Annotated in this window: 21 protein-coding genes; 19 read left to right on the forward strand and 2 right to left on the reverse strand. The window is 43.5% G+C overall.

Annotated features, from left to right (window positions below; translation table 11 throughout):
* Positions 1-130: 130 nt before the first annotated feature.
* The 6 genes from KX728_RS02870 (at position 131) to KX728_RS02895 (ending at position 7,346) form a co-directional block, all read left to right on the forward strand.
* Positions 131-2,467, forward strand: a complete 2,337-nt coding sequence (locus tag KX728_RS02870) for a cation-translocating P-type ATPase (protein WP_002880797.1) — start codon at positions 131-133, stop codon at positions 2,465-2,467.
* A 207-nt stretch (positions 2,468-2,674) separates the two neighbouring features.
* Entirely contained in the window at positions 2,675-3,346 is a 672-nt protein-coding gene (locus KX728_RS02875) for a tRNA (adenine(22)-N(1))-methyltransferase (protein WP_000624078.1), read from the forward strand.
* Positions 3,340-4,137 carry a Nif3-like dinuclear metal center hexameric protein gene (locus KX728_RS02880; protein WP_000881165.1) on the forward strand — a complete coding sequence of 266 codons (798 nt, stop codon included), beginning with the start codon at positions 3,340-3,342 and terminating at the stop codon, positions 4,135-4,137. The genes KX728_RS02875 and KX728_RS02880 overlap by 7 nt, the downstream gene beginning before the upstream one ends.
* Positions 4,138-4,153: 16 nt before the next feature.
* Positions 4,154-5,257 carry an NAD(P)/FAD-dependent oxidoreductase gene (locus tag KX728_RS02885; RefSeq protein WP_000754624.1) on the forward strand — a complete coding sequence of 368 codons (1,104 nt, stop codon included), beginning with the start codon at positions 4,154-4,156 and terminating at the stop codon, positions 5,255-5,257.
* A gap of 102 nt (positions 5,258-5,359) precedes the next feature.
* Positions 5,360-6,379, forward strand: a complete 1,020-nt coding sequence (gene galE / locus KX728_RS02890; protein ID WP_001156532.1) for a UDP-glucose 4-epimerase GalE — start codon at positions 5,360-5,362, stop codon at positions 6,377-6,379.
* Between the two features lies 1 nt (position 6,380).
* A complete protein-coding gene (locus KX728_RS02895) occupies positions 6,381-7,346 on the forward strand; it encodes a glycosyltransferase family 2 protein (RefSeq protein WP_025171517.1) in 966 nt (321 codons plus the stop codon).
* A 75-nt stretch (positions 7,347-7,421) separates the two neighbouring features.
* On the opposite strand, the gene KX728_RS02900 is transcribed toward KX728_RS02895, so the two are convergent.
* Entirely contained in the window at positions 7,422-7,625 is a 204-nt protein-coding gene (locus KX728_RS02900; RefSeq protein WP_002874767.1) for a ferredoxin, read from the reverse strand.
* Positions 7,626-7,670: 45 nt separating this feature from the next.
* Here KX728_RS02900 and KX728_RS02905 point away from each other — a divergent pair, with 45 nt between their 5' ends.
* From KX728_RS02905 to whiA, 10 genes are all read left to right on the forward strand, one after another.
* Positions 7,671-8,177 carry an SAG1386/EF1546 family surface-associated protein gene (locus KX728_RS02905; protein ID WP_076984714.1) on the forward strand — a complete coding sequence of 169 codons (507 nt, stop codon included), beginning with the start codon at positions 7,671-7,673 and terminating at the stop codon, positions 8,175-8,177.
* Between the two features lie 9 nt (positions 8,178-8,186).
* Positions 8,187-8,861 carry a (d)CMP kinase gene (cmk, locus tag KX728_RS02910; protein ID WP_076984713.1) on the forward strand — a complete coding sequence of 225 codons (675 nt, stop codon included), beginning with the start codon at positions 8,187-8,189 and terminating at the stop codon, positions 8,859-8,861.
* A 118-nt stretch (positions 8,862-8,979) separates the two neighbouring features.
* A complete protein-coding gene (locus KX728_RS02915) occupies positions 8,980-9,486 on the forward strand; it encodes a dihydrofolate reductase (protein WP_215804865.1) in 507 nt (168 codons plus the stop codon).
* Positions 9,486-9,656, forward strand: a complete 171-nt coding sequence (locus tag KX728_RS02920; RefSeq protein ID WP_000442252.1) for a hypothetical protein — start codon at positions 9,486-9,488, stop codon at positions 9,654-9,656. The genes KX728_RS02915 and KX728_RS02920 overlap by 1 nt, the downstream gene beginning before the upstream one ends.
* Before the next feature lie 31 nt (positions 9,657-9,687).
* Positions 9,688-10,920 carry an ATP-dependent Clp protease ATP-binding subunit ClpX gene (clpX, locus tag KX728_RS02925; protein ID WP_002874765.1) on the forward strand — a complete coding sequence of 411 codons (1,233 nt, stop codon included), beginning with the start codon at positions 9,688-9,690 and terminating at the stop codon, positions 10,918-10,920.
* An 8-nt stretch (positions 10,921-10,928) separates the two neighbouring features.
* On the forward strand, positions 10,929-11,516 hold the full coding sequence (gene yihA / locus KX728_RS02930; RefSeq protein WP_000405196.1) for a ribosome biogenesis GTP-binding protein YihA/YsxC: 588 nt from the start codon (positions 10,929-10,931) through the stop codon (positions 11,514-11,516).
* A gap of 9 nt (positions 11,517-11,525) precedes the next feature.
* The gene (locus KX728_RS02935) at positions 11,526-11,906 is read left to right on the forward strand and encodes a RidA family protein (protein ID WP_001140420.1); all 381 of its coding nucleotides are present in this window, start codon (positions 11,526-11,528) and stop codon (positions 11,904-11,906) included.
* Positions 11,907-11,957: 51 nt separating this feature from the next.
* The gene (gene rapZ / locus KX728_RS02940) at positions 11,958-12,848 is read left to right on the forward strand and encodes an RNase adapter RapZ (RefSeq protein ID WP_215804864.1); all 891 of its coding nucleotides are present in this window, start codon (positions 11,958-11,960) and stop codon (positions 12,846-12,848) included.
* Positions 12,845-13,822 (forward strand): YvcK family protein, encoded by a 978-nt coding sequence (locus KX728_RS02945; RefSeq protein WP_042902709.1) that lies wholly within the window; start codon positions 12,845-12,847, stop codon positions 13,820-13,822. Before rapZ ends, KX728_RS02945 begins: the two co-directional genes overlap by 4 nt.
* Positions 13,819-14,730 carry a DNA-binding protein WhiA gene (gene whiA, locus KX728_RS02950; protein ID WP_049505290.1) on the forward strand — a complete coding sequence of 304 codons (912 nt, stop codon included), beginning with the start codon at positions 13,819-13,821 and terminating at the stop codon, positions 14,728-14,730. Before KX728_RS02945 ends, whiA begins: the two co-directional genes overlap by 4 nt.
* Before the next feature lie 30 nt (positions 14,731-14,760).
* Here whiA and KX728_RS02955 read toward each other — a convergent pair whose 3' ends face one another.
* A complete protein-coding gene (locus KX728_RS02955; RefSeq protein ID WP_215804863.1) occupies positions 14,761-15,729 on the reverse strand; it encodes an NAD(P)/FAD-dependent oxidoreductase in 969 nt (322 codons plus the stop codon).
* A gap of 136 nt (positions 15,730-15,865) precedes the next feature.
* Between KX728_RS02955 and cdaA the strand changes: the two genes are divergently transcribed.
* The 3 genes from cdaA to glmM are packed head-to-tail and all read left to right on the forward strand — an operon-like array spanning position 15,866 to position 18,890.
* Entirely contained in the window at positions 15,866-16,723 is an 858-nt protein-coding gene (gene cdaA / locus KX728_RS02960; RefSeq protein WP_215804862.1) for a diadenylate cyclase CdaA, read from the forward strand.
* Complete coding sequence (locus KX728_RS02965) at positions 16,710-17,507, forward strand: CdaR family protein (protein WP_215804861.1); 798 nt, start codon at positions 16,710-16,712, stop codon at positions 17,505-17,507. The genes cdaA and KX728_RS02965 overlap by 14 nt, the downstream gene beginning before the upstream one ends.
* A gap of 30 nt (positions 17,508-17,537) precedes the next feature.
* On the forward strand, positions 17,538-18,890 hold the full coding sequence (gene glmM, locus KX728_RS02970) for a phosphoglucosamine mutase (RefSeq protein WP_000521455.1): 1,353 nt from the start codon (positions 17,538-17,540) through the stop codon (positions 18,888-18,890).
* Positions 18,891-18,914 lie beyond the last annotated feature (24 nt).

The raw sequence follows: 18,914 nt of genomic DNA on the forward strand, positions 1-18,914 counted from the left end.
AACTCCTTCGATTGTATTGCTTTTATTATTATACCTTATCGAAAGACTACTGGCAAACTTTTTCAGTTTTCAGTGGACAGTTTTTGGATAGGATTAGAATTCTGCTAGAAAAAATGATATGATAGAATTTATGGATAAAAATAAGATAATGGGATTAACCCAAAGAGAAGTCAAGGAAAGACAGGCTCAAGGTTTGGTCAATGACTTTACCGCATCAGCCAGTACCAGTACTTGGCAAATCATCAAACGAAATGTTTTTACACTTTTTAACGCGTTGAACTTTGCCATTGCCTTGGCGCTAGCTTTTGTGCAGGCTTGGAGCAATTTGGTCTTCTTTGCTGTTATCTGCTTTAACGCTTTTTCTGGAATTGTGACCGAACTACGGGCCAAACACATGGTGGACAAGCTCAACCTCATGACCAAGGAAAAGGTCAAAACCATTCGTGATGGTCAGGATATTGCCATCAATCCAGAAGAATTGGTGCTGGGTGATGTGATTCGTCTGTCGGCTGGGGAGCAGATTCCTAGTGATGCGCAGGTTTTAGAAGGCTTTGCGGAAGTCAATGAAGCCATGTTGACGGGTGAGAGTGATTTGGTGCAAAAGGAAGTTGACGCCTTGCTTTTGTCTGGAAGTTTCTTAGCCAGTGGATCAGTTTTGGCTCAAGTTCACCATGTCGGTGCAGAAAACTATGCTTCCAAACTCATGCTGGAAGCCAAGACTGTTAAACCCATTAACTCCCGTATCATGAAATCGCTGGACAAGCTAGCTGGTTTTACTGGGAAGATTATCATTCCCTTTGGTCTAGCTCTCCTCCTAGAAGCCTTGATTTTAAAGGGTTTGCCCCTCAAGTCATCTGTTGTAAATTCATCGACTGCCCTTTTGGGAATGTTGCCTAAGGGAATCGCCCTTTTGACCATTACTTCGCTCTTGACTGCGGTGATTAAGCTGGGCTTGAAAAAGGTCTTGGTGCAGGAGATGTACTCTGTCGAGACCTTGGCGCGCGTGGATATGCTCTGTCTGGACAAAACGGGCACCATCACCCAAGGAAAGATGCAGGTGGAGGCGGTTCTTCCTCTGACGGAAACTTATGGTGATGAGGCTATTACTAACATTCTGACCAGCTACATAGCTCATAGTGAGGATAAAAATCCAACAGCTCAGGCTATTCGCCAGCGTTTCCAAGGAAAGGTTGCTTACCCTATGATTTCGAATCTTCCTTTCTCAAGCGACCGTAAGTGGGGAGCTATGGAGTTAGAAGGTTTGGGGACGGTTTTTTTAGGGGCACCTGAGATGTTGTTGGACTCTGAAGTCCCTGAAGCCAGAGAGGCCTTGGAGAGAGGCTCGCGTGTCTTAGTCTTGGCTCTCAGTCAGGAAAAACTAGACCATCACAAGCCCCAGAAACCATCTGATATTCAAGCCTTGGCACTGCTGGAGATCTTGGATCCGATTCGAGAAGGAGCGGCTGAGACCCTAGACTATCTTCGTTCCCAGGAAGTAGGCCTCAAGATTATCTCTGGTGATAATCCAGTCACGGTTTCCAGCATTGCCCAGAAGGCTGGTTTTGCAGACTATCACAGCTATGTAGATTGTTCAAAAATCACGGATGAGGAATTGATTGCCATGGCTGAAGAGACAGCTATTTTCGGACGTGTTTCCCCTCATCAAAAGAAACTCATCATCCAAACGCTGAAAAAAGCAGGGCATACAACGGCCATGACAGGGGACGGAGTCAATGATATTCTGGCTCTTCGTGAAGCAGATTGTTCGATTGTAATGGCGGAGGGAGATCCGGCGACTCGTCAGATTGCCAATCTGGTTCTTTTGAACTCAGACTTTAATGATGTTCCTGAGATTCTCTTTGAAGGTCGTCGTGTGGTCAATAACATCGCCCACATCGCACCGATTTTCTTGATTAAGACGATTTATTCCTTCTTGCTTGCGGTGATTTGTATTGCTAGTGTTTTACTAGGGCGGTCTGAGTGGATTTTGATTTTCCCTTTCATTCCGATCCAGATTACCATGATTGACCAATTCGTGGAAGGTTTCCCGCCATTCGTTCTGACTTTTGAGAGAAATATCAAGCCTGTTGAACCAAACTTCCTCAGAAAATCCATGCTTCGTGCCCTACCAAGTGCTCTTATGGTCGTCTTCAGCGTTCTTTTTGTGAAAATATTTGGAAGTAGTCAAGGTTGGTCTGAGATAGAAATCTCAACCCTACTCTATTATCTACTTGGATCAATTGGTTTCTTATCCGTATTTAGAGCCTGCATGCCATTTACCCTCTGGCGTGTCCTCTTGATTGTTTGGTCGGTAGGTGGTTTCCTAGCTACAGCTCTTTTCCCAAAGATCCAAAAGTTGCTTGAAATTTCGACCTTAACAGGACAAACATTACCTGTCTATGGGGCCATGATGTTGGTCTTTACCGTGATTTTCATTCTAACTAGTCGTTACCAATCCAGAAAATAAAGAAAGACTGCAATCTGTGGATTGCGGTCTTTTTAGGTGCAAGATTGCTAGCTGATACTCAATGAAAATCAAAGAGCAAACTAGGAAACTAGCCGCAGGCTGTACTTGAGTACGGCAAGGCGACGTTGACGCGGTTTGAATTTGATTTTTGAAGAGTATGAAATGTGGTATAATAAGAGGTAACAGAGTTTTGGAAAGTGAGAGAAGATGATTTCAAAGAGATTAGAATTGGTAGCTTCCTTTGTGCCACAAGGGGCTGTTTTACTAGATGTGGGGAGTGACCATGCTTATCTGCCAATCGAGTTAGTTGAGAGAGGCCAAATCAAAAGCGCCATTGCAGGTGAGGTGGTGGAAGGTCCCTACAAGTCAGCGGTTAAAAATGTTGAAAGTCACAATCTAAAAGAGAGAATTCAAGTCCGTTTAGCCAATGGCTTGGCAGCCTTTGAAGAGGCTGACCAAGTATCGGTTATCACCATTGCTGGTATGGGTGGCCGTTTGATTGCTACCATATTGAAAGAAGGTTTGGAAAAGCTAGCTAATGTAGAGCGTTTAATCCTCCAGCCCAATAATCGTGAAGACGACTTGCGCATTTGGTTGCAAGCCAATGGTTTTCAGATTGTGGCAGAAAGCATTCTAGAAGAAGCAGGCAAATTCTACGAGATTTTGGTGGTGGAATCAGGACAAATGAAGCTATCAGCAAGTGATGTCCGCTTTGGTCCCTTCTTATCCAAAGAAGTCAGCCCAGTTTTTGTCCAAAAATGGCAAAAAGAAGCGGTTAAGCTAGAGTTCGCCCTCGAACAAATCCCAGAAAAAAATCTGGAGGAACGTCAAGTTTTAGTAGATAAAATTCAAGCCATCAAGGAGGTGCTTTCATGCTAGCAAGTGAAGTAATACAAGCTTATGAAGCCTTTTGCCCTCAGGAATTTTCAATGGAGGGTGACAGTCGTGGCCTGCAAATTGGCACTTTGGATAAGGATATCCAAAGTGTCATGGTAGCTCTCGATATTCGTGAAGAAACGGTGGCTGAAGCCATTGAAAAGGGTGTGGATTTGATTATCGTTAAGCACGCGCCAATTTTCCGTCCTATCAAGGATCTGATAGCCAGCCGTCCGCAAAATCAGATTTACATCGACCTGATCAAGCATGACATTGCCGTTTATGTCAGTCATACTAATATCGATATTGTAGAGAATGGTCTCAATGACTGGTTCTGCCAGATGCTAGGCATTGAGGAGACGACTTATCTCCAGGAAACAGGCCCAGAACGTGGGATTGGGCGTATTGGTGACATTCAACCACAGACTTTTGGAGCATTTGCTCAGTATGTCAAGCAAGTCTTTGGTCTTGATAGTCTTCGAATGGTGCATTATCAAGAGAGTGATTTGAAGAAGCCTATTTCAAGAGTGGCCATCTGTGGTGGCAGTGGGCAGTCTTTCTACTCTGATGCTTTAGCAAAGGGGGCAGATGTTTATATCACTGGCGATATCTACTATCACACAGCTCAGGATATGCTGTCTGATGGCCTGTTAGCGCTGGACCCAGGTCACTATATCGAAGTGCTTTTTGTGGAAAAAATCGCTGCACTTCTTACTCAATGGAAGGAAGAGAAGGGCTGGACAATCGATATTGTACCTAGTCAAGCATCGACCAATCCTTTCCACCATATCTAGTTAGAAGGTGAAGACAATGAAAAAAGTTGCCATTATTGGAGCAGGAATTGTGGGGGCAACAGCTGCCTACTACCTCTCTAAAGAAGCTGACCTAGAGGTGACCGTTTTTGACCATGGACAGGGGCAAGCAACCAAGGCTGCAGCAGGAATTATCAGTCCTTGGTTTTCCAAACGCCGTAATAAAGCCTGGTACAAGATGGCGCGCTTGGGGGCTGACTTTTATGTGGATTTGTTGGCTGATTTAGAAAAGTCAGGACAGGAGATCGACTTTTACCAGCGTTCGGGAGTTTTCCTCTTGAAAAAGGACGAATCCAAGCTAGAAGAACTTTATGAACTAGCCCTTCAACGTAGGGAAGAATCTCCCTTGATAGGTCAATTAGCCATTCTAGACCAAGCGTCTGCAAATGAATTATTCCCTGGCTTGCAGGGATTTGACCGCCTGCTCTATGCTTCTGGTGGAGCGAGAGTAGATGGCCAGCTCTTAGTGAATCGTTTGCTAGAAGCTAGTCAAGTCAAGCTGGTCAAAGAAAAAGTGAGTTTGACACCTTTAGCATCAGGTTACCAGATTGATGAAGAGGTGTTTGATCAGGTTATTCTAGCAACGGGAGCTTGGTTGGGAGACATTTTGGAACCTTTAGGATATGAGGTAGATGTTCGCCCCCAAAAGGGACAACTACGAGATTATCAACTTACCAAAGATATGAAATCTTACCCTGTGGTCATGCCAGAGGGGGAGTGGGATTTGATCCCTTTTGCAGGTGAGAAATTGTCCTTAGGCGCTACCCATGAAAATGATATGGGATATGACTTGACGGTAGATGAAACCTTGCTGCAACAAATGGAGGAGGCGGCCTTACCTCACTATCCAGCCTTGGCAGAAGCGAAATCATCAGCTGAGCGTGTGGGAATCCGTGCCTACACCAGTGATTTCTCCCCATTTTTTGGACAAGTGCCAGGCTTAGCAGGTGTCTATGCGGCTAGCGGTCTAGGTTCATCAGGTCTCACAACGGGTCCGATCATCGGGTATCATCTAGCTCAACTGGTCCAAGACAAGGAGTTGACCTTGGCCCCTGAAAATTATCCCATTGCAAACTATGTCAAACGAGTAAAAAGCGAATAAGTATTTTACTGAAATTTTAGCAGGTAGTTTAGGATGTCAAATGACATTCCCTATCAAAAATGATAAAATAAGAAAAAATAATCCGAGAATCGAGGAAAAAAGATGCAAGAAAAGATTTTGGTAACTGGTGGTGCTGGATTTATCGGAACCCATACGGTTATTGAGTTGATCCAAGCAGGTCATCAAGTCGTTGTGGTGGATAATCTTGTCAATAGCAATCGTAAAAGTTTAGAAGTTGTTGAGAGAATTACAGGAGTTGAGATCCCTTTCTATGAGGCAGATATCCGTGACACAGATACCCTCAGAGATATTTTCAAGCAGGAAGAACCGACTGGTGTGATTCACTTTGCTGGTTTGAAGGCTGTTGGCGAATCAACCCGTATCCCTCTTGCCTACTATGACAACAATATCGCTGGAACTGTCAGCCTTCTAAAAGCTATGGAAGAAAATAACTGTAAGAACATCATCTTCAGTTCTTCTGCGACAGTTTACGGAGATCCTCACACTGTTCCAATCTTAGAAGATTTCCCACTTTCAGTGACCAATCCATACGGTCGTACCAAGCTCATGTTAGAGGAAATTTTGACGGATATCTACAAGGCAGACTCAGAATGGAATGTGGTCTTGCTACGTTACTTTAACCCAATCGGAGCACATGAGAGCGGTGACTTGGGAGAAAATCCTAACGGAATTCCAAACAATCTCTTGCCTTATGTTTCACAAGTAGCAGTGGGCAAACTAGAACAAGTACAAGTGTTTGGAGATGATTACGATACAGAAGATGGAACCGGGGTTCGTGACTATATCCATGTTGTCGATTTAGCTAAAGGTCACGTTGCAGCTTTGAAAAAACTCCAAAAAGGTTCAGGTCTAAACATTTATAACCTTGGAACTGGTAAAGGTTACTCCGTTCTTGAAATTATCCAAAATATGGAAAAAGCAGTGGGACGTCCTATTCCTTACCGCATCGTAGAACGCCGCCCAGGTGATATCGCTGCCTGCTACTCAGACCCAGCAAAAGCCAAAGCAGAGCTCGGATGGGAAGCAGAACTCGACATCACCCAAATGTGTGAAGACGCATGGCGTTGGCAAAGCAAGCATCCAAATGGATTTGAAGACTAAGATGATGATCTCAATCATTGTCCCATGTCTAAACGAAGAGGAAGTACTTCCTCTTTTTTATAAGTCTGTGGAAGCTCTGCTTCCTGACTTGGGAGCAGAAGTCGAATATGTCTTTGTAGACGATGGCTCAAACGATGGGACCTTAGAGCTTTTGAAGACCTATCGGGAGCAAAATCCTGCGGTCCGTTATGTCTCATTCTCACGAAATTTTGGGAAAGAGGCAGCCTTATACGCAGGCTTGCAGCATGCAACTGGAGACCTGGTGGTCGTGATGGATGCAGACCTTCAGGATCCTCCTAGTATGCTACTTGAGATGAAAGCCTTACTAGACCAAAATGCAGACTTGGACTGTGTTGGGACACGGAGAACTAGTCGGGAGGGAGAACCCTTTTTCCGCAGTTTCTGTGCTGACCTCTTTTACCGCCTCATGCAAAAAATTAGCCCAGTGGCTCTACCCTCAGGTGTCCGTGATTTTCGTATGATGAGACGGTCTGTGGTAGATGCTATCTTAACCCTGACCGAATCCAATCGTTTTTCTAAAGGACTCTTTGCCTGGGTGGGTTTTAAAACGCACTATCTTGATTATCCAAACGTTGAACGACAGGCTGGCAAGACCAGTTGGAGTTTTAGACAACTCTTTTTCTACTCGATTGAAGGAATTCTTAACTTTTCAGATTTCCCCTTGAGTATAGCCTTTGTAGCGGGACTTCTATCTTGTTTTCTTTCTTTTGCGATGACAGTTTTTGTAGTGTTTCGGACTCTTATCTTGGGAAATCCGACATCTGGTTGGACCTCTTTGATGGCTGTCATTCTCTTTCTTGGAGGGATTCAACTCCTGACGATTGGGATTCTCGGTAAGTATATCAGTAAGATTTATCTAGAGACCAAAAAAAGACCACTCTATCTCGTCAAAGAAAAAAGTGACCTTTCTATTATTGAAGGAAAAAATAACCAAAAAAGACTATAATTTTACCTAGAAATATGCTAAACTAGTAAGTGTGGGAAAAATGAGAAAAAATTAATAACATTCATTCCCTGCTTTCTACGATGGATCTTTTAGAAGTGCTCTTGTAGGACAATTTTTGATGGCCTCTAGAACATCGCTGGTCTCAGCGATTTCTCTTTGCAATTCAACTGGATCATCGTAAAATCGAACGATTCCATTATCATGGTAATCAAAGAGTTCAGAATAGGTTTGGCAAAGCCCGCAGGCGATGCACCGTTCGGGTATAAGTGTGACTTTCATATTTATATTGTAATAAGAAAATGTAAAAAAAACAAGGAGTAAGGTATGGAAAAAGAACCGTGGCAAGAAGATATTTACGAAAACAATGAGGAAGAAACAAGATCAGAGCGTCGACACCGGAAACAAAAAGGGAAAGGCGTAGTTGCCAATCGTGTCTTGACAGTTCTAGCTAGCCTCTTCTTTGTAATTGTTGTAGCGATGGTAGTTGTATTGATTTACCTATCAACCGGAGGAAGCAATCGTACTTCATCTTTGAAGGACTTCTATGATGCATCGTCTCCTTCTACAAGTTCAAGTTCTAAAGTGGAAGCATCATCATCTTCAAGTAGCAAGGTAGAGGAAACATCTTCTTCTGAATCAACACCTTCAGAGAGCAGTTCGGAAGAACATACAGAGGGTGAAGGAACACTTACAGTACAGCCGGGAGAGGGAGAAGCAGCTCTTGCTCAACGTGCAGGGATTTCCATTGCCCAGCTAGAGGCTCTAAATCCTTCTCATATGTCATCTGGATCTTGGTTTGCCAACCCAGGTGATGTGATTAAGACAAGATAGGAGTCGGTCATGAAGACAATTCAAATTGCTATCGATGGTCCGGCTTCGAGTGGTAAGAGTACGGTCGCAAAGATTGTCGCTAAGGATTTTGGTTACACTTATCTCGATACGGGTGCTATGTACCGTGCTGCGACTTATATAGCGCTCAAACACCAGTTGGATGCAGGAAATGTAGATCAACTTCTCGAGCTTCTTAACCAACACCCCATTAGTTTTGGTCGTTCAGAAACTGGTGAGCAACTTGTTTTTGTAGGAGATGTTGATATTACGCATCCGATTCGTGAAAATGAAGTGACCAACAAGGTTTCAAGCATTGCTGCCATTCCTGAGGTGCGTGAGAAACTGGTTTCGCTCCAGCAAGAGATTGCTCAGCAAGGTGGTATCGTCATGGATGGGCGTGATATCGGGACAGTTGTTTTACCACAAGCTGAACTCAAGATTTTCTTAGTGGCTTCTGTTGAAGAAAGAGCAGAGCGTCGTTACAAGGAAAATATTGTTAAAGGGATTGAAACAGACCTTGAAACGTTGAAAGAAGAGATTGCGGCGCGTGACTACAAGGATAGTCATCGTGAAACCTCACCTCTCAAACAGGCTGAGGATGCAGTTTACCTTGACACAACTGGACTAAGTATCCAAGAAGTGGTCGAAAAAATCGAATCAGAAGCAAAAAAATATTTGTCCTAGGGACGAGAGGAGCAGGCTAAATGAAGCCTGCTCCTTTTCTCTCTTTTGCGCGCGTTTCAAAACAGTCTTTTTGGGAGAATTTTGATAAAATAGTAGTATCAATAAAAAGGACGGAAGCATGACAAAGAAAATCATAGCCATTTGGGCCCAAGATGAAAAAGGTGTGATTGGGAAGGAAAATCGTCTCCCTTGGCATTTGCCAGCAGAGTTGCAACATTTTAAGGAAACAACTTTAAATCATGCTATACTGATGGGGCGAGTGACCTTTGATGGCATGGGACGTCGTCTGCTTCCAAAACGGCAAACCCTGATTTTAACGCGCAATAGCGAAGAAGTCATAGATGGGGCGCTCGTATTTCAAGATGTGGAGTCTGTTTTAGCGTGGTATCAGAGTCAGGAAAAAAATCTCTATATCATTGGCGGAAAACAGATTTTTCAGGCTTTTGAGCCCTATTTAGATGAAATCATCGTGACACAGATTCATGCTCAGGTGGAGGGAGATACCTATTTTCCTGAGGAATTTGACTTATCTCATTTTGAGACAGTAGCAAGTAAATCTTACACCAGTGATGAGAAAAACGACTATGATTTTACTATCGAATACCGAGATAGAAAGGAAGTCTAATGGAGCGCAGTATATTTGGATTTTTTACAGCTTTTTTGTGTGTGATCTGTATTTTGACTGGAGCACAGGCTTTTCGTAAGAAGCGCTATGGACTGTCTGCCTTACTCTGGTTGAATGCTTTTACCAATCTGGTAAACAGTGTCCATGCTTTTTATATGACCTTATTTTAGATAGAATGAAAATATAGAATGGAAGGAAATCATGCCTACAAATAGGAAAAATGATATGATGGTTTATTGCTCATTTTGTGGCAAGAGCCAAGAAGAAGTAAAGAAAATAATCGCTGGGAACAACGCCTTTATCTGTAATGAATGTGTGGAATTGGCCCAGGAAATCATTCGGGAGGAGTTGGCTGAGGAAGTTTTGGCAGACTTGTCTGAAGTACCAAAACCAATCGAACTCCTCAATATCTTGAATCACTATGTGATCGGTCAGGATCGCGCTAAACGTGCCTTGGCAGTGGCAGTTTACAACCACTACAAACGCATCAATTTCCATGATACTCGTGAAGAGTCAGAAGATGTGGATTTGCAGAAGTCAAACATCTTGATGATTGGTCCAACTGGTTCTGGGAAAACCTTCTTGGCTCAGACTTTGGCTAAGAGCTTGAACGTGCCTTTCGCTATTGCAGATGCGACAGCTCTGACTGAGGCTGGGTATGTGGGTGAGGACGTGGAAAATATCCTCCTCAAACTTTTGCAGGCTGCTGACTTTAACATCGAACGTGCAGAACGTGGGATTATCTACGTAGATGAAATTGACAAAATTGCCAAGAAGAGCGAGAATGTGTCTATCACACGTGACGTTTCGGGTGAAGGTGTGCAACAAGCCCTTCTCAAGATTATCGAGGGAACTGTCGCTAGCGTGCCGCCTCAAGGAGGACGCAAACATCCACAACAAGAGATGATTCAGGTGGATACCAAGAATATCCTCTTTATCGTGGGTGGTGCTTTTGATGGCATCGAAGAAATTGTGAAACAACGTCTGGGAGAAAAAGTTATCGGTTTCGGCCAAAATAACAAGGCAATTGACGAAAACAGCTCCTACATGCAAGAAATCATCGCAGAAGATATTCAAAAATTTGGGATTATCCCTGAGTTGATTGGACGTTTACCCGTCTTTGCAGCTCTTGAGCAATTGACGGTCGATGACTTGGTTCGCATCTTGAAAGAGCCAAGAAATGCCTTGGTCAAACAATACCAAACCTTGCTTTCTTATGATGATGTTGAGTTGGAATTTGACGACGAAGCCCTTCAGGAAATCGCCAATAAGGCTATCGAACGCAAAACTGGTGCGCGTGGTCTTCGCTCAATCATCGAAGAAACCATGCTAGATGTTATGTTTGAAGTGCCAAGTCAGGAAAATGTGAAATTGGTTCGCATCACGAAAGAAGCTGTCGATGGAACGGAAAAACCAATCCTAGAAACAGCCTAGAGGTGACTATGGAAATCAATACACACAATGCTGAAATCTTGCTTAGTGCAGCCAACAAGTCCCACTATCCGCAGGATGACCTGCCAGAGATTGCCCTAGCAGGCCGTTCAAATGTTGGCAAGTCTAGCTTTATTAACACCATGTTGAACCGCAAAAATCTGGCCCGTACATCTGGGAAACCTGGAAAAACCCAGCTACTCAACTTCTTTAACATTGATGACAAGATGCGCTTTGTGGATGTACCAGGTTATGGCTATGCCCGCGTTTCCAAAAAGGAACGTGAAAAGTGGGGGCGCATGATTGAGGAATACCTGACGACTAGGGAAAATCTCCGTGCCGTGGTCAGTCTGGTGGATCTCCGCCACGACCCGTCAGCAGATGATGTGCAGATGTACGAATTTCTCAAGTATTATGAGATTCCGGTTATCATCGTTGCGACTAAGGCAGATAAGATTCCCCGTGGTAAGTGGAACAAGCATGAATCAGCAATCAAAAAGAAATTAAACTTCGACCCAAGTGACGACTTCATCCTCTTTTCATCTGTTAGCAAGGCAGGGATGGATCAGGCTTGGGATGCAATATTAGAAAAATTATGAGGGAAAGAAATGGCAAAAACAATTCATACAGACAAAGCTCCAAAGGCTATCGGACCATATGTTCAAGGAAAAATCGTTGGCAATCTTTTGTTTGCGAGCGGTCAAGTTCCTCTTTCACCTGAAACTGGTGAAATTGTAGGAGAAACGATCCAAGAACAGACAGAACAAGTCTTGAAAAATATCGGTGCTATTTTGGCTGAAGCAGGAACAGACTTTGACCATGTTGTTAAAACAACTTGCTTCTTGAGCGATATGAATGACTTTGTTCCTTTTAACGAGGTTTACCAGACTGCCTTTAAAGAGGAATTTCCAGCTCGTTCAGCTGTAGAGGTTGCACGTCTTCCTCGTGATGTAAAAGTCGAAATTGAAGTGATCGCAGAGATTGGATAAGCTAGTTGAAGTTTGGCTCTGCCAAACTTTTTTTGATATAAGGAGAGATAGATGACAAAGAAACAACTTCACTTGGTGATTGTGACAGGGATGAGTGGCGCAGGGAAAACGGTAGCCATTCAGTCCTTCGAGGATTTGGGATATTTCACTATTGACAATATGCCACCAGCCCTCTTGCCAAAGTTTTTGCAGTTGGTTGAGACCAAGGATGATGACCATAAGTTAGCCCTAGTAGTCGATATGCGGAGCCGTTCCTTCTTTTCAGAGATTCAGGCTGTTTTGGATGAATTGGAAAACCAAGACGATTTGGACTTCAAAATCCTCTTTTTAGACGCAGCAGATAAGGAATTGGTGGCACGCTATAAGGAAACTAGAAGAAGTCACCCTCTAGCTGCTGATGGTCGGATTTTAGATGGCATCAAGTTGGAACGCGAACTCCTAGCACCTTTGAAAAACATGAGTCAAAATGTGGTGGATACGACGGAACTCACTCCGCGTGAACTGCGTAAAACCATTGCTGAGCAATTTTCAGACCAAGAACAAGCCCAGTCTTTCCGTATCGAAGTCATGTCTTTTGGATTCAAGTATGGTATCCCAATTGATGCAGATCTAGTCTTTGATGTCCGTTTCTTGCCAAATCCATACTACCTCCCTGAACTTCGTAATCAGACAGGTGAGGATCGAGCAGTTTATGACTATGTGATGAATCATGAAGAGTCTGAAAGTTTCTATCAGCACTTACTCGCTTTGATCGAGCCCATTTTGCCAAGTTACAAAAAAGAAGGCAAGTCTGTTTTAACCATTGCAATAGGATGTACAGGTGGACAACACCGTAGTGTTGCCTTTGCAAAACGAATAGCTGAGGACCTTGCTAAAAACTGGCCTGTCAATGAAAGCCATCGTGACAAAGACCGAAGAAAGGAAACGGTAAACCGTTCATGAGAAAACCAAAGATAACGGTGATTGGTGGAGGAACAGGTATCCCCGTCATTTTGAAAAGCTTGCGAGAAAAGGATGTTGATATCGCAGCCATCGTAACGGTAGCTGATGATGGTGGCTCTTCTGGTGAACTAAGAAAGAATATCCAACAGCTGACACCACCAGGTGATCTTCGCAATGTTCTGGTAGCCATGTCGGATATGCCTAAGTTTTATGAGAAGGTTTTTCAGTACCGCTTCTCAGAAGAGGCTGGAGCTTTTGCGGGTCATCCACTGGGGAATATCATCATAGCAGGGCTTTCTGAAATGCAAGGATCTACCTACAATGCTATGCAATTACTCAGTAAGTTCTTTCATACAACAGGAAAAATCTACCCCTCAAGCGATCAGCCTCTGACACTGCATGCAGTCTTTAAAGACGGTTCTGAGGTGGCAGGTGAGAGCCACATTGCAGATCATCCAGGCATGATCGACCATGTCTATGTGACCAATACCTTGGATGATGAAACACCCCAAGCCAGCCGTCGAGTGGTCAATACTATTCTCGAGAGTGACATGATTGTCTTGGGGCCTGGTTCCCTCTTTACATCGATTTTGCCAAATATTGTCATTGAGGAGATTGGGCAGGCTCTCTTGGAGACTAAGGCTGAGATCGCCTATGTCTGCAATATCATGACCCAGCGTGGGGAAACAGAGTACTTTTCAGACAGTGACCACGTGGAAGTCCTCCATCGACACTTAGGTCGGCCTTTTATTGATACGGTCTTGGTTAATATCGAAAAGGTTCCTAGAGAATACATGGATACCAACCGTTTTGATGAATATTTGGTTCAGGTAGAGCATGATTTTGCTGGTCTTTGCAAGCAGGTTCCTCGTGTGATTTCATCCAACTTTCTTCGTTTGGAAAATGGAGGAGCCTTCCATGATGGCGATTTGATTGTAGACGAATTGATGCGCATTATACAGGTGAGAAAATGAGTTTTACAGTTGCAGTAAAAGAGGAAATTCTTGGTCAACACCATCTCAGTCGTTATGAGCTGTCGGCAATTATCAAGATGTCTGGCAGTATCGGTCTCTCGACTTCAGGACTGACCTTGTCCGTCGTGACTGAAAATGCTAAGTTAGCTCGGCATCTCTATGAGTCCTTTCTCCATTTTTATGAAATCAAGTCAGAGATTCGTCATCATCAGAGAAGCAATCTTCGCAAGAACCGTGTCTACACGGTCTATACCGATGAGAGGGTGCAGGAGCTTTTAGCTGATTTGCGGCTTGCGGATTCCTTCTTTGGTTTGGAGACAGGTATCGATCCTGATATTTTAGCAGATGAGGAGGCTGGTCGTGCTTACTTATGTGGGGCCTTTCTGGCAAATGGCAGCATCCGAGATCCTGAGTCTGGCAAATACCAATTGGAGATCAGTTCTGTTTATCTGGATCATGCCCAAGGACTGGCCTCTCTTCTTCAGCAGTTTTTGCTGGACGCCAAGGTCATTGAGCGCAAGAAAGGTGCAGTTACCTATCTCCAGCGTGCAGAAGACATCATGGATTTCTTGATAGTGATTGGGGCCATGCAGGCGCGTGATAATTTTGAGCGCGTCAAGATTTTACGTGAAACTCGTAACGATCTCAATCGAGCTAATAACGCTGAAACAGCCAATATCGCTCGGACAGTTTCTGCTAGTATGAAGACCATTAATAATATCAGTAAAATCAAAGATAGAATGGGTTTGGAAAATTTACCCGTAGATTTGCAAGAGGTGGCTCAGTTGCGAATCCAGCATCCAGACTACTCTATCCAGCAGTTGGCAGATAGCCTGAGCAATCCCCTAACCAAAAGTGGTGTCAACCACAGACTAAGAAAAATAAACAAGATTGCAGATGAACTATAAAACCACGAATCGTTGATCCGTGGTTCTTTTTTATAAACTTGTCGAGTGTTTTGGTTGAACTTTTTGTTCAGGGTCGATGTAGTTGATGGCATTGTTAACAGCAGTTGGAGCTTCCCCCAGTCCTGTCGCAATCAAATCAATCTTACCTTCATAGTAGCAGCAGTCGCCGATGGCATAGATACCTGCTTGGCTGGATTCTTGCTTGCTATTGACGATAATCTTGTGACGGTTGAGGTCCAGACCCCAATTTTTAAGATTGCCGACAGATGATTTGAAACCATAGTTGACAAAGAGATGGTCTACTTCGATAGTTTCGGTTTCATCTGATTTGACTTTGGTGATTTCTAGTTTGTCGAGTGTTTTACCATCTCCAAGGAGTTGGCTAGGGACGAACGGTGTCTTGATGGTCACAGATGATTCTTGTAGAGCTTGCACACTATGTTCCAAGGCGCGGAAGTTATCTCTGCGGTGAACGAGAGTAGTTGGGGCAATTTTTTCAAAAGCTAGAGCCCAGTCCACAGCTGAGTCTCCACCACCAAGGATGGTTACTTTCTTGCCAACGTATTGTTGGATGTTGGAAACATGGTAGTGGATATTTTCATAGTCCTCAACGTTCTCCAATTCGAGCGGACGTGGTTTGAAGGCGCCACCACCCATAGCAATGATAACGGTTTTAGTCAGGTGACTACCTTTAGAGGTTGTAATGTCAAAGCCTTCTTCTTGTTTTTCAATCTCAAGAACTGTTTCATTAAGATGAATAGGGGTATCAAAGCCGTTTAGCTGTTCAATCAAGCGATTGGTCAATTCTTCCCCGGTTAAGTTTGGAAAACCTGGCACATCAAGGATTTGCTTTTCAGGGTAGAGGATGGCAGGCTGACCACCAAGCTGGGGAAGGGAGTCGATGATTTGGACTTTGGCTTGGCGTAGGTGGGCGTAAAAGGCAGCAAAGAGCCCAACAGGACCGCCACCTACAATGGTAATATCATAAAGTTGAGACATGATTTCTCCTTCGTTTTTTCTAATCAGTTTATTTTATCATATTTTTGCTTAATTTAAAATGAGGTAGGATAGGGAAAAAATGGGCAAAAAATGGTATAATGATGAGTAAAGTGTTTTGACAGGGAGGAGGCCAAGGATGAATTTTCAACCATTATCCAATTTGCAATACTGGACGAGTTTGTTTTCAAGTCCTTGGAGTATAGTCACCAATCTGATTGATATTCTCATTGTGACTTATATTTTATATCATTTTACTAAAGCTATTGCAGGCACCAAGATTATGATATTGGTCCGTGGAGTCTTAGTTTTTATTCTAGCCCAGATTCTTTCCAATATGATTGGTTTAACGACTATTTCCTGGTTGATCAATCAGATCATCACCTACGGGGTGATTGCAGCGGTGGTTATCTTTTCACCAGAGATTCGGACTGGTTTGGAGCGATTGGGCCGGGCTACTGATTTCTTCTCCAATGCCCCTATTAGTGCGGAAGAGCAGATGGTCCGTGCATTTGTGAAATCAGTTGAATACATGAGCCCTCGTAAGATTGGGGCGCTTGTAGTGGTTCAGAGAGTGAGAACCTTGCAGGAATATATCTCGACAGGGATTCCTTTAGATGCTAAAATTTCGGCTGAATTGCTTATCAATATTTTTATTCCCAATACTCCCTTGCATGATGGTGCTGTCATTATCAAGGAAGACCGAATTGCTGTAACTTCAGCCTATCTACCCTTGACTGAAGATACCGGGATTTCCAAGGAGTTTGGAACGCGTCACAGGGCGGCGATTGGTTTGTCGGAAGTATCAGATGCTCTTACCTTTGTGGTTTCGGAAGAAACGGGTGGAATCTCCATCACCTATAATGGAGTCTTTAAGCACGATTTGACCTTGGAAGAGTTTGAATCTGAATTGAGAAGAATCTTACTTCCAAAATCAGAGAAAAAGCAAGGTCTGAAAGAGCGCTTGCTAGGAGGATTGAAACATGAGAAAAAATAGTCTATACATCATTTCTTCCTTCTTTTTCGCCTGCATTCTCTTTATCTATGCAACATTGACAAACTATCAGAATAGCAACAGTGCCAGACAGGTGCGGACGGAGACTTATACGAACACAGTTCTTAATGTCCCAATTGATATTCAGTATGACAGTGATCAGTATTTTATCAGTGGTTTTACATCTGAGGTGACGGTCTTTCTAACAGGGTCAAATAGAGTTGCTTTGGCGAGTGAGATGCAGGAAAGCACCCGCAAATTTAAGGTGACAGCTGATCTTTCTGATGCCAGTGTAGGAACCATCGAAGTTCCTCTAACCATTGAAAATCTTCCGAGCGGTTTGACGGCTGTTGCGACACCGCAAAAGATAACAGTGAAGGTCGGTAAAAAAGCAAAACGGGACAATGTCATTGTTGTGCCGGAGATTGATCCTAGCCAAATTGATTCTCGTGTGAAAATTGATACAGTTACTGTATCAGATGAAAAAGTAACGGTTATTAGTGATGAGGAAACCCTCTCCAAAGTAGATCGTGTCATTGCCATCTTACCGACGAGTGAACGGATAACTGGAAACTACTCGTCCTCTGTTCCTCTACAAGCAGTCGATAAAAATGGAAATGTCTTACCAAGCGTCATTATGCCATTTGACACTACAATGAAAATTACAACCAAAACAGTATCGTCTAGCTCGAGTTCTTCGTCAACAAACTCGTCAACAGGATCCTCGACTAGCAGCTCGTCTTCAACGAGTTCAGAAACAAAACCAGACTCGTCTAAACAAGAATAAATAAAAAAGTAGAAAAGGATGATTAACAAAATGGGTAAATATTTTGGGACCGATGGAGTCCGTGGAGAAGCAAACGTAGAACTGACGCCAGAATTAGCCTTTAAATTGGGACGTTTTGGTGGTTATGTTCTTAGCCAACATGAAACGGAAGCCCCTAAAGTCTTTGTAGGACGTGATACACGTATCTCAGGAGAAATGCTAGAATCTGCCTTGGTGGCAGGTCTTCTATCAGTAGGAATTCACGTCTACAAACTCGGTGTTCTTGCAACACCAGCAGTAGCTTATTTGGTTAAAACTGAGGGAGCTAGTGCGGGTGTCATGATTTCCGCTAGTCACAACCCAGCCCTTGATAATGGAATTAAGTTCTTTGGAGGCGATGGCTTCAAACTTGATGACGAAAAAGAAGCAGAAATCGAAGCCTTGCTAGATGCTACAGAAGACACTCTTCCTCGTCCAAGTGCCGAAGGCTTGGGAACCTTAGTGGACTATCCAGAAGGTTTACGTAAGTATGAAGGCTACCTTGTTTCAACTGGAACTCCTCTTGAAGGAATGAAAGTGGCCTTGGATACAGCCAACGGTGCAGCGTCTACGAGTGCTCGTCAAATCTTTGCAGACCTTGGGGCTCAAATAACTGTTATTGGGGAGACACCAGATGGTCTGAATATCAACTTGAATGTGGGTTCTACACATCCAGAAGCTCTTCAAGAAGTGGTCAAAGAAAGCCAGTCAGCTATTGGTTTGGCCTTTGACGGAGATAGTGACCGTTTGATTGCTGTTGATGAAAATGGCGACATCGTCGATGGTGATAAGATCATGTACATCATCGGAAAATACCTTTCTGAAAAAGGCCAGTTGGCTCAAAACACCATCGTGACAACCGTTATGTCTAACCTTGGCTTCCATAAGGCCTTGGAGAGTGCCGGTATTAACAAGGCAGTGACTGCTGTTGGTGACCGCTATGTCGTTGAAGAAATGAGAAAATCAGGCTACAATCTTGGTGGTGAACAGTCTGGTCATGTAATCTTGATGGACTACAATACAACTGGTGATGGTCAATTATCAGCTGTTCAATTGACTAAAATCATGAAAGAAACAGGCAAGAGCTTGTCTCAATTAGCATCAGAAGTGACGATTTACCCACAAAAACTGGTCAATATCCGAGTGGAAAATGCCATGAAAGAGAAAGCCATGGAAGTACCAGCCATCAAGACAATCATCGAAAAGATGGAAGAAGAAATGGCAGGGAACGGTCGTATCCTTGTCCGTCCAAGTGGAACAGAACCCCTCTTGCGCGTCATGGCAGAAGCTCCTACGACAGAAGAAGTTAACTACTACGTAGATACGATTGCTGCTGTTGTTAAAGATGAAATCGGAATTGACTAAAGCCTAGAAAACTAGATGAAATGA

This window comes from Streptococcus oralis (genome assembly GCF_019334565.1).
In the GTDB taxonomy this organism is placed as follows: Bacteria; Bacillota; Bacilli; order Lactobacillales; family Streptococcaceae; genus Streptococcus; species Streptococcus oralis_CR.

What these genes read in the sequence shown, in the direction of transcription:
- KX728_RS02870 (WP_002880797.1), top strand. Translation starts at nt 131, where the DNA reads ATGGATAAAAATAAGATAATGGGATTAACCCAAAGAGAAGTCAAGGAA.
- KX728_RS02875 (WP_000624078.1), top strand. Translation starts at nt 2,675, where the DNA reads ATGATTTCAAAGAGATTAGAATTGGTAGCTTCCTTTGTGCCACAAGGG.
- KX728_RS02880 (WP_000881165.1), top strand. Translation starts at nt 3,340, where the DNA reads ATGCTAGCAAGTGAAGTAATACAAGCTTATGAAGCCTTTTGCCCTCAG.
- KX728_RS02885 (WP_000754624.1), top strand. Translation starts at nt 4,154, where the DNA reads ATGAAAAAAGTTGCCATTATTGGAGCAGGAATTGTGGGGGCAACAGCT.
- galE (WP_001156532.1), top strand. Translation starts at nt 5,360, where the DNA reads ATGCAAGAAAAGATTTTGGTAACTGGTGGTGCTGGATTTATCGGAACC.
- KX728_RS02895 (WP_025171517.1), top strand. Translation starts at nt 6,381, where the DNA reads ATGATGATCTCAATCATTGTCCCATGTCTAAACGAAGAGGAAGTACTT.
- KX728_RS02900 (WP_002874767.1), bottom strand. Translation starts at nt 7,625, where the DNA reads ATGAAAGTCACACTTATACCCGAACGGTGCATCGCCTGCGGGCTTTGC.
- KX728_RS02905 (WP_076984714.1), top strand. Translation starts at nt 7,671, where the DNA reads ATGGAAAAAGAACCGTGGCAAGAAGATATTTACGAAAACAATGAGGAA.
- cmk (WP_076984713.1), top strand. Translation starts at nt 8,187, where the DNA reads ATGAAGACAATTCAAATTGCTATCGATGGTCCGGCTTCGAGTGGTAAG.
- KX728_RS02915 (WP_215804865.1), top strand. Translation starts at nt 8,980, where the DNA reads ATGACAAAGAAAATCATAGCCATTTGGGCCCAAGATGAAAAAGGTGTG.
- KX728_RS02920 (WP_000442252.1), top strand. Translation starts at nt 9,486, where the DNA reads ATGGAGCGCAGTATATTTGGATTTTTTACAGCTTTTTTGTGTGTGATC.
- clpX (WP_002874765.1), top strand. Translation starts at nt 9,688, where the DNA reads ATGCCTACAAATAGGAAAAATGATATGATGGTTTATTGCTCATTTTGT.
- yihA (WP_000405196.1), top strand. Translation starts at nt 10,929, where the DNA reads ATGGAAATCAATACACACAATGCTGAAATCTTGCTTAGTGCAGCCAAC.
- KX728_RS02935 (WP_001140420.1), top strand. Translation starts at nt 11,526, where the DNA reads ATGGCAAAAACAATTCATACAGACAAAGCTCCAAAGGCTATCGGACCA.
- rapZ (WP_215804864.1), top strand. Translation starts at nt 11,958, where the DNA reads ATGACAAAGAAACAACTTCACTTGGTGATTGTGACAGGGATGAGTGGC.
- KX728_RS02945 (WP_042902709.1), top strand. Translation starts at nt 12,845, where the DNA reads ATGAGAAAACCAAAGATAACGGTGATTGGTGGAGGAACAGGTATCCCC.
- whiA (WP_049505290.1), top strand. Translation starts at nt 13,819, where the DNA reads ATGAGTTTTACAGTTGCAGTAAAAGAGGAAATTCTTGGTCAACACCAT.
- KX728_RS02955 (WP_215804863.1), bottom strand. Translation starts at nt 15,729, where the DNA reads ATGTCTCAACTTTATGATATTACCATTGTAGGTGGCGGTCCTGTTGGG.
- cdaA (WP_215804862.1), top strand. Translation starts at nt 15,866, where the DNA reads ATGAATTTTCAACCATTATCCAATTTGCAATACTGGACGAGTTTGTTT.
- KX728_RS02965 (WP_215804861.1), top strand. Translation starts at nt 16,710, where the DNA reads ATGAGAAAAAATAGTCTATACATCATTTCTTCCTTCTTTTTCGCCTGC.
- glmM (WP_000521455.1), top strand. Translation starts at nt 17,538, where the DNA reads ATGGGTAAATATTTTGGGACCGATGGAGTCCGTGGAGAAGCAAACGTA.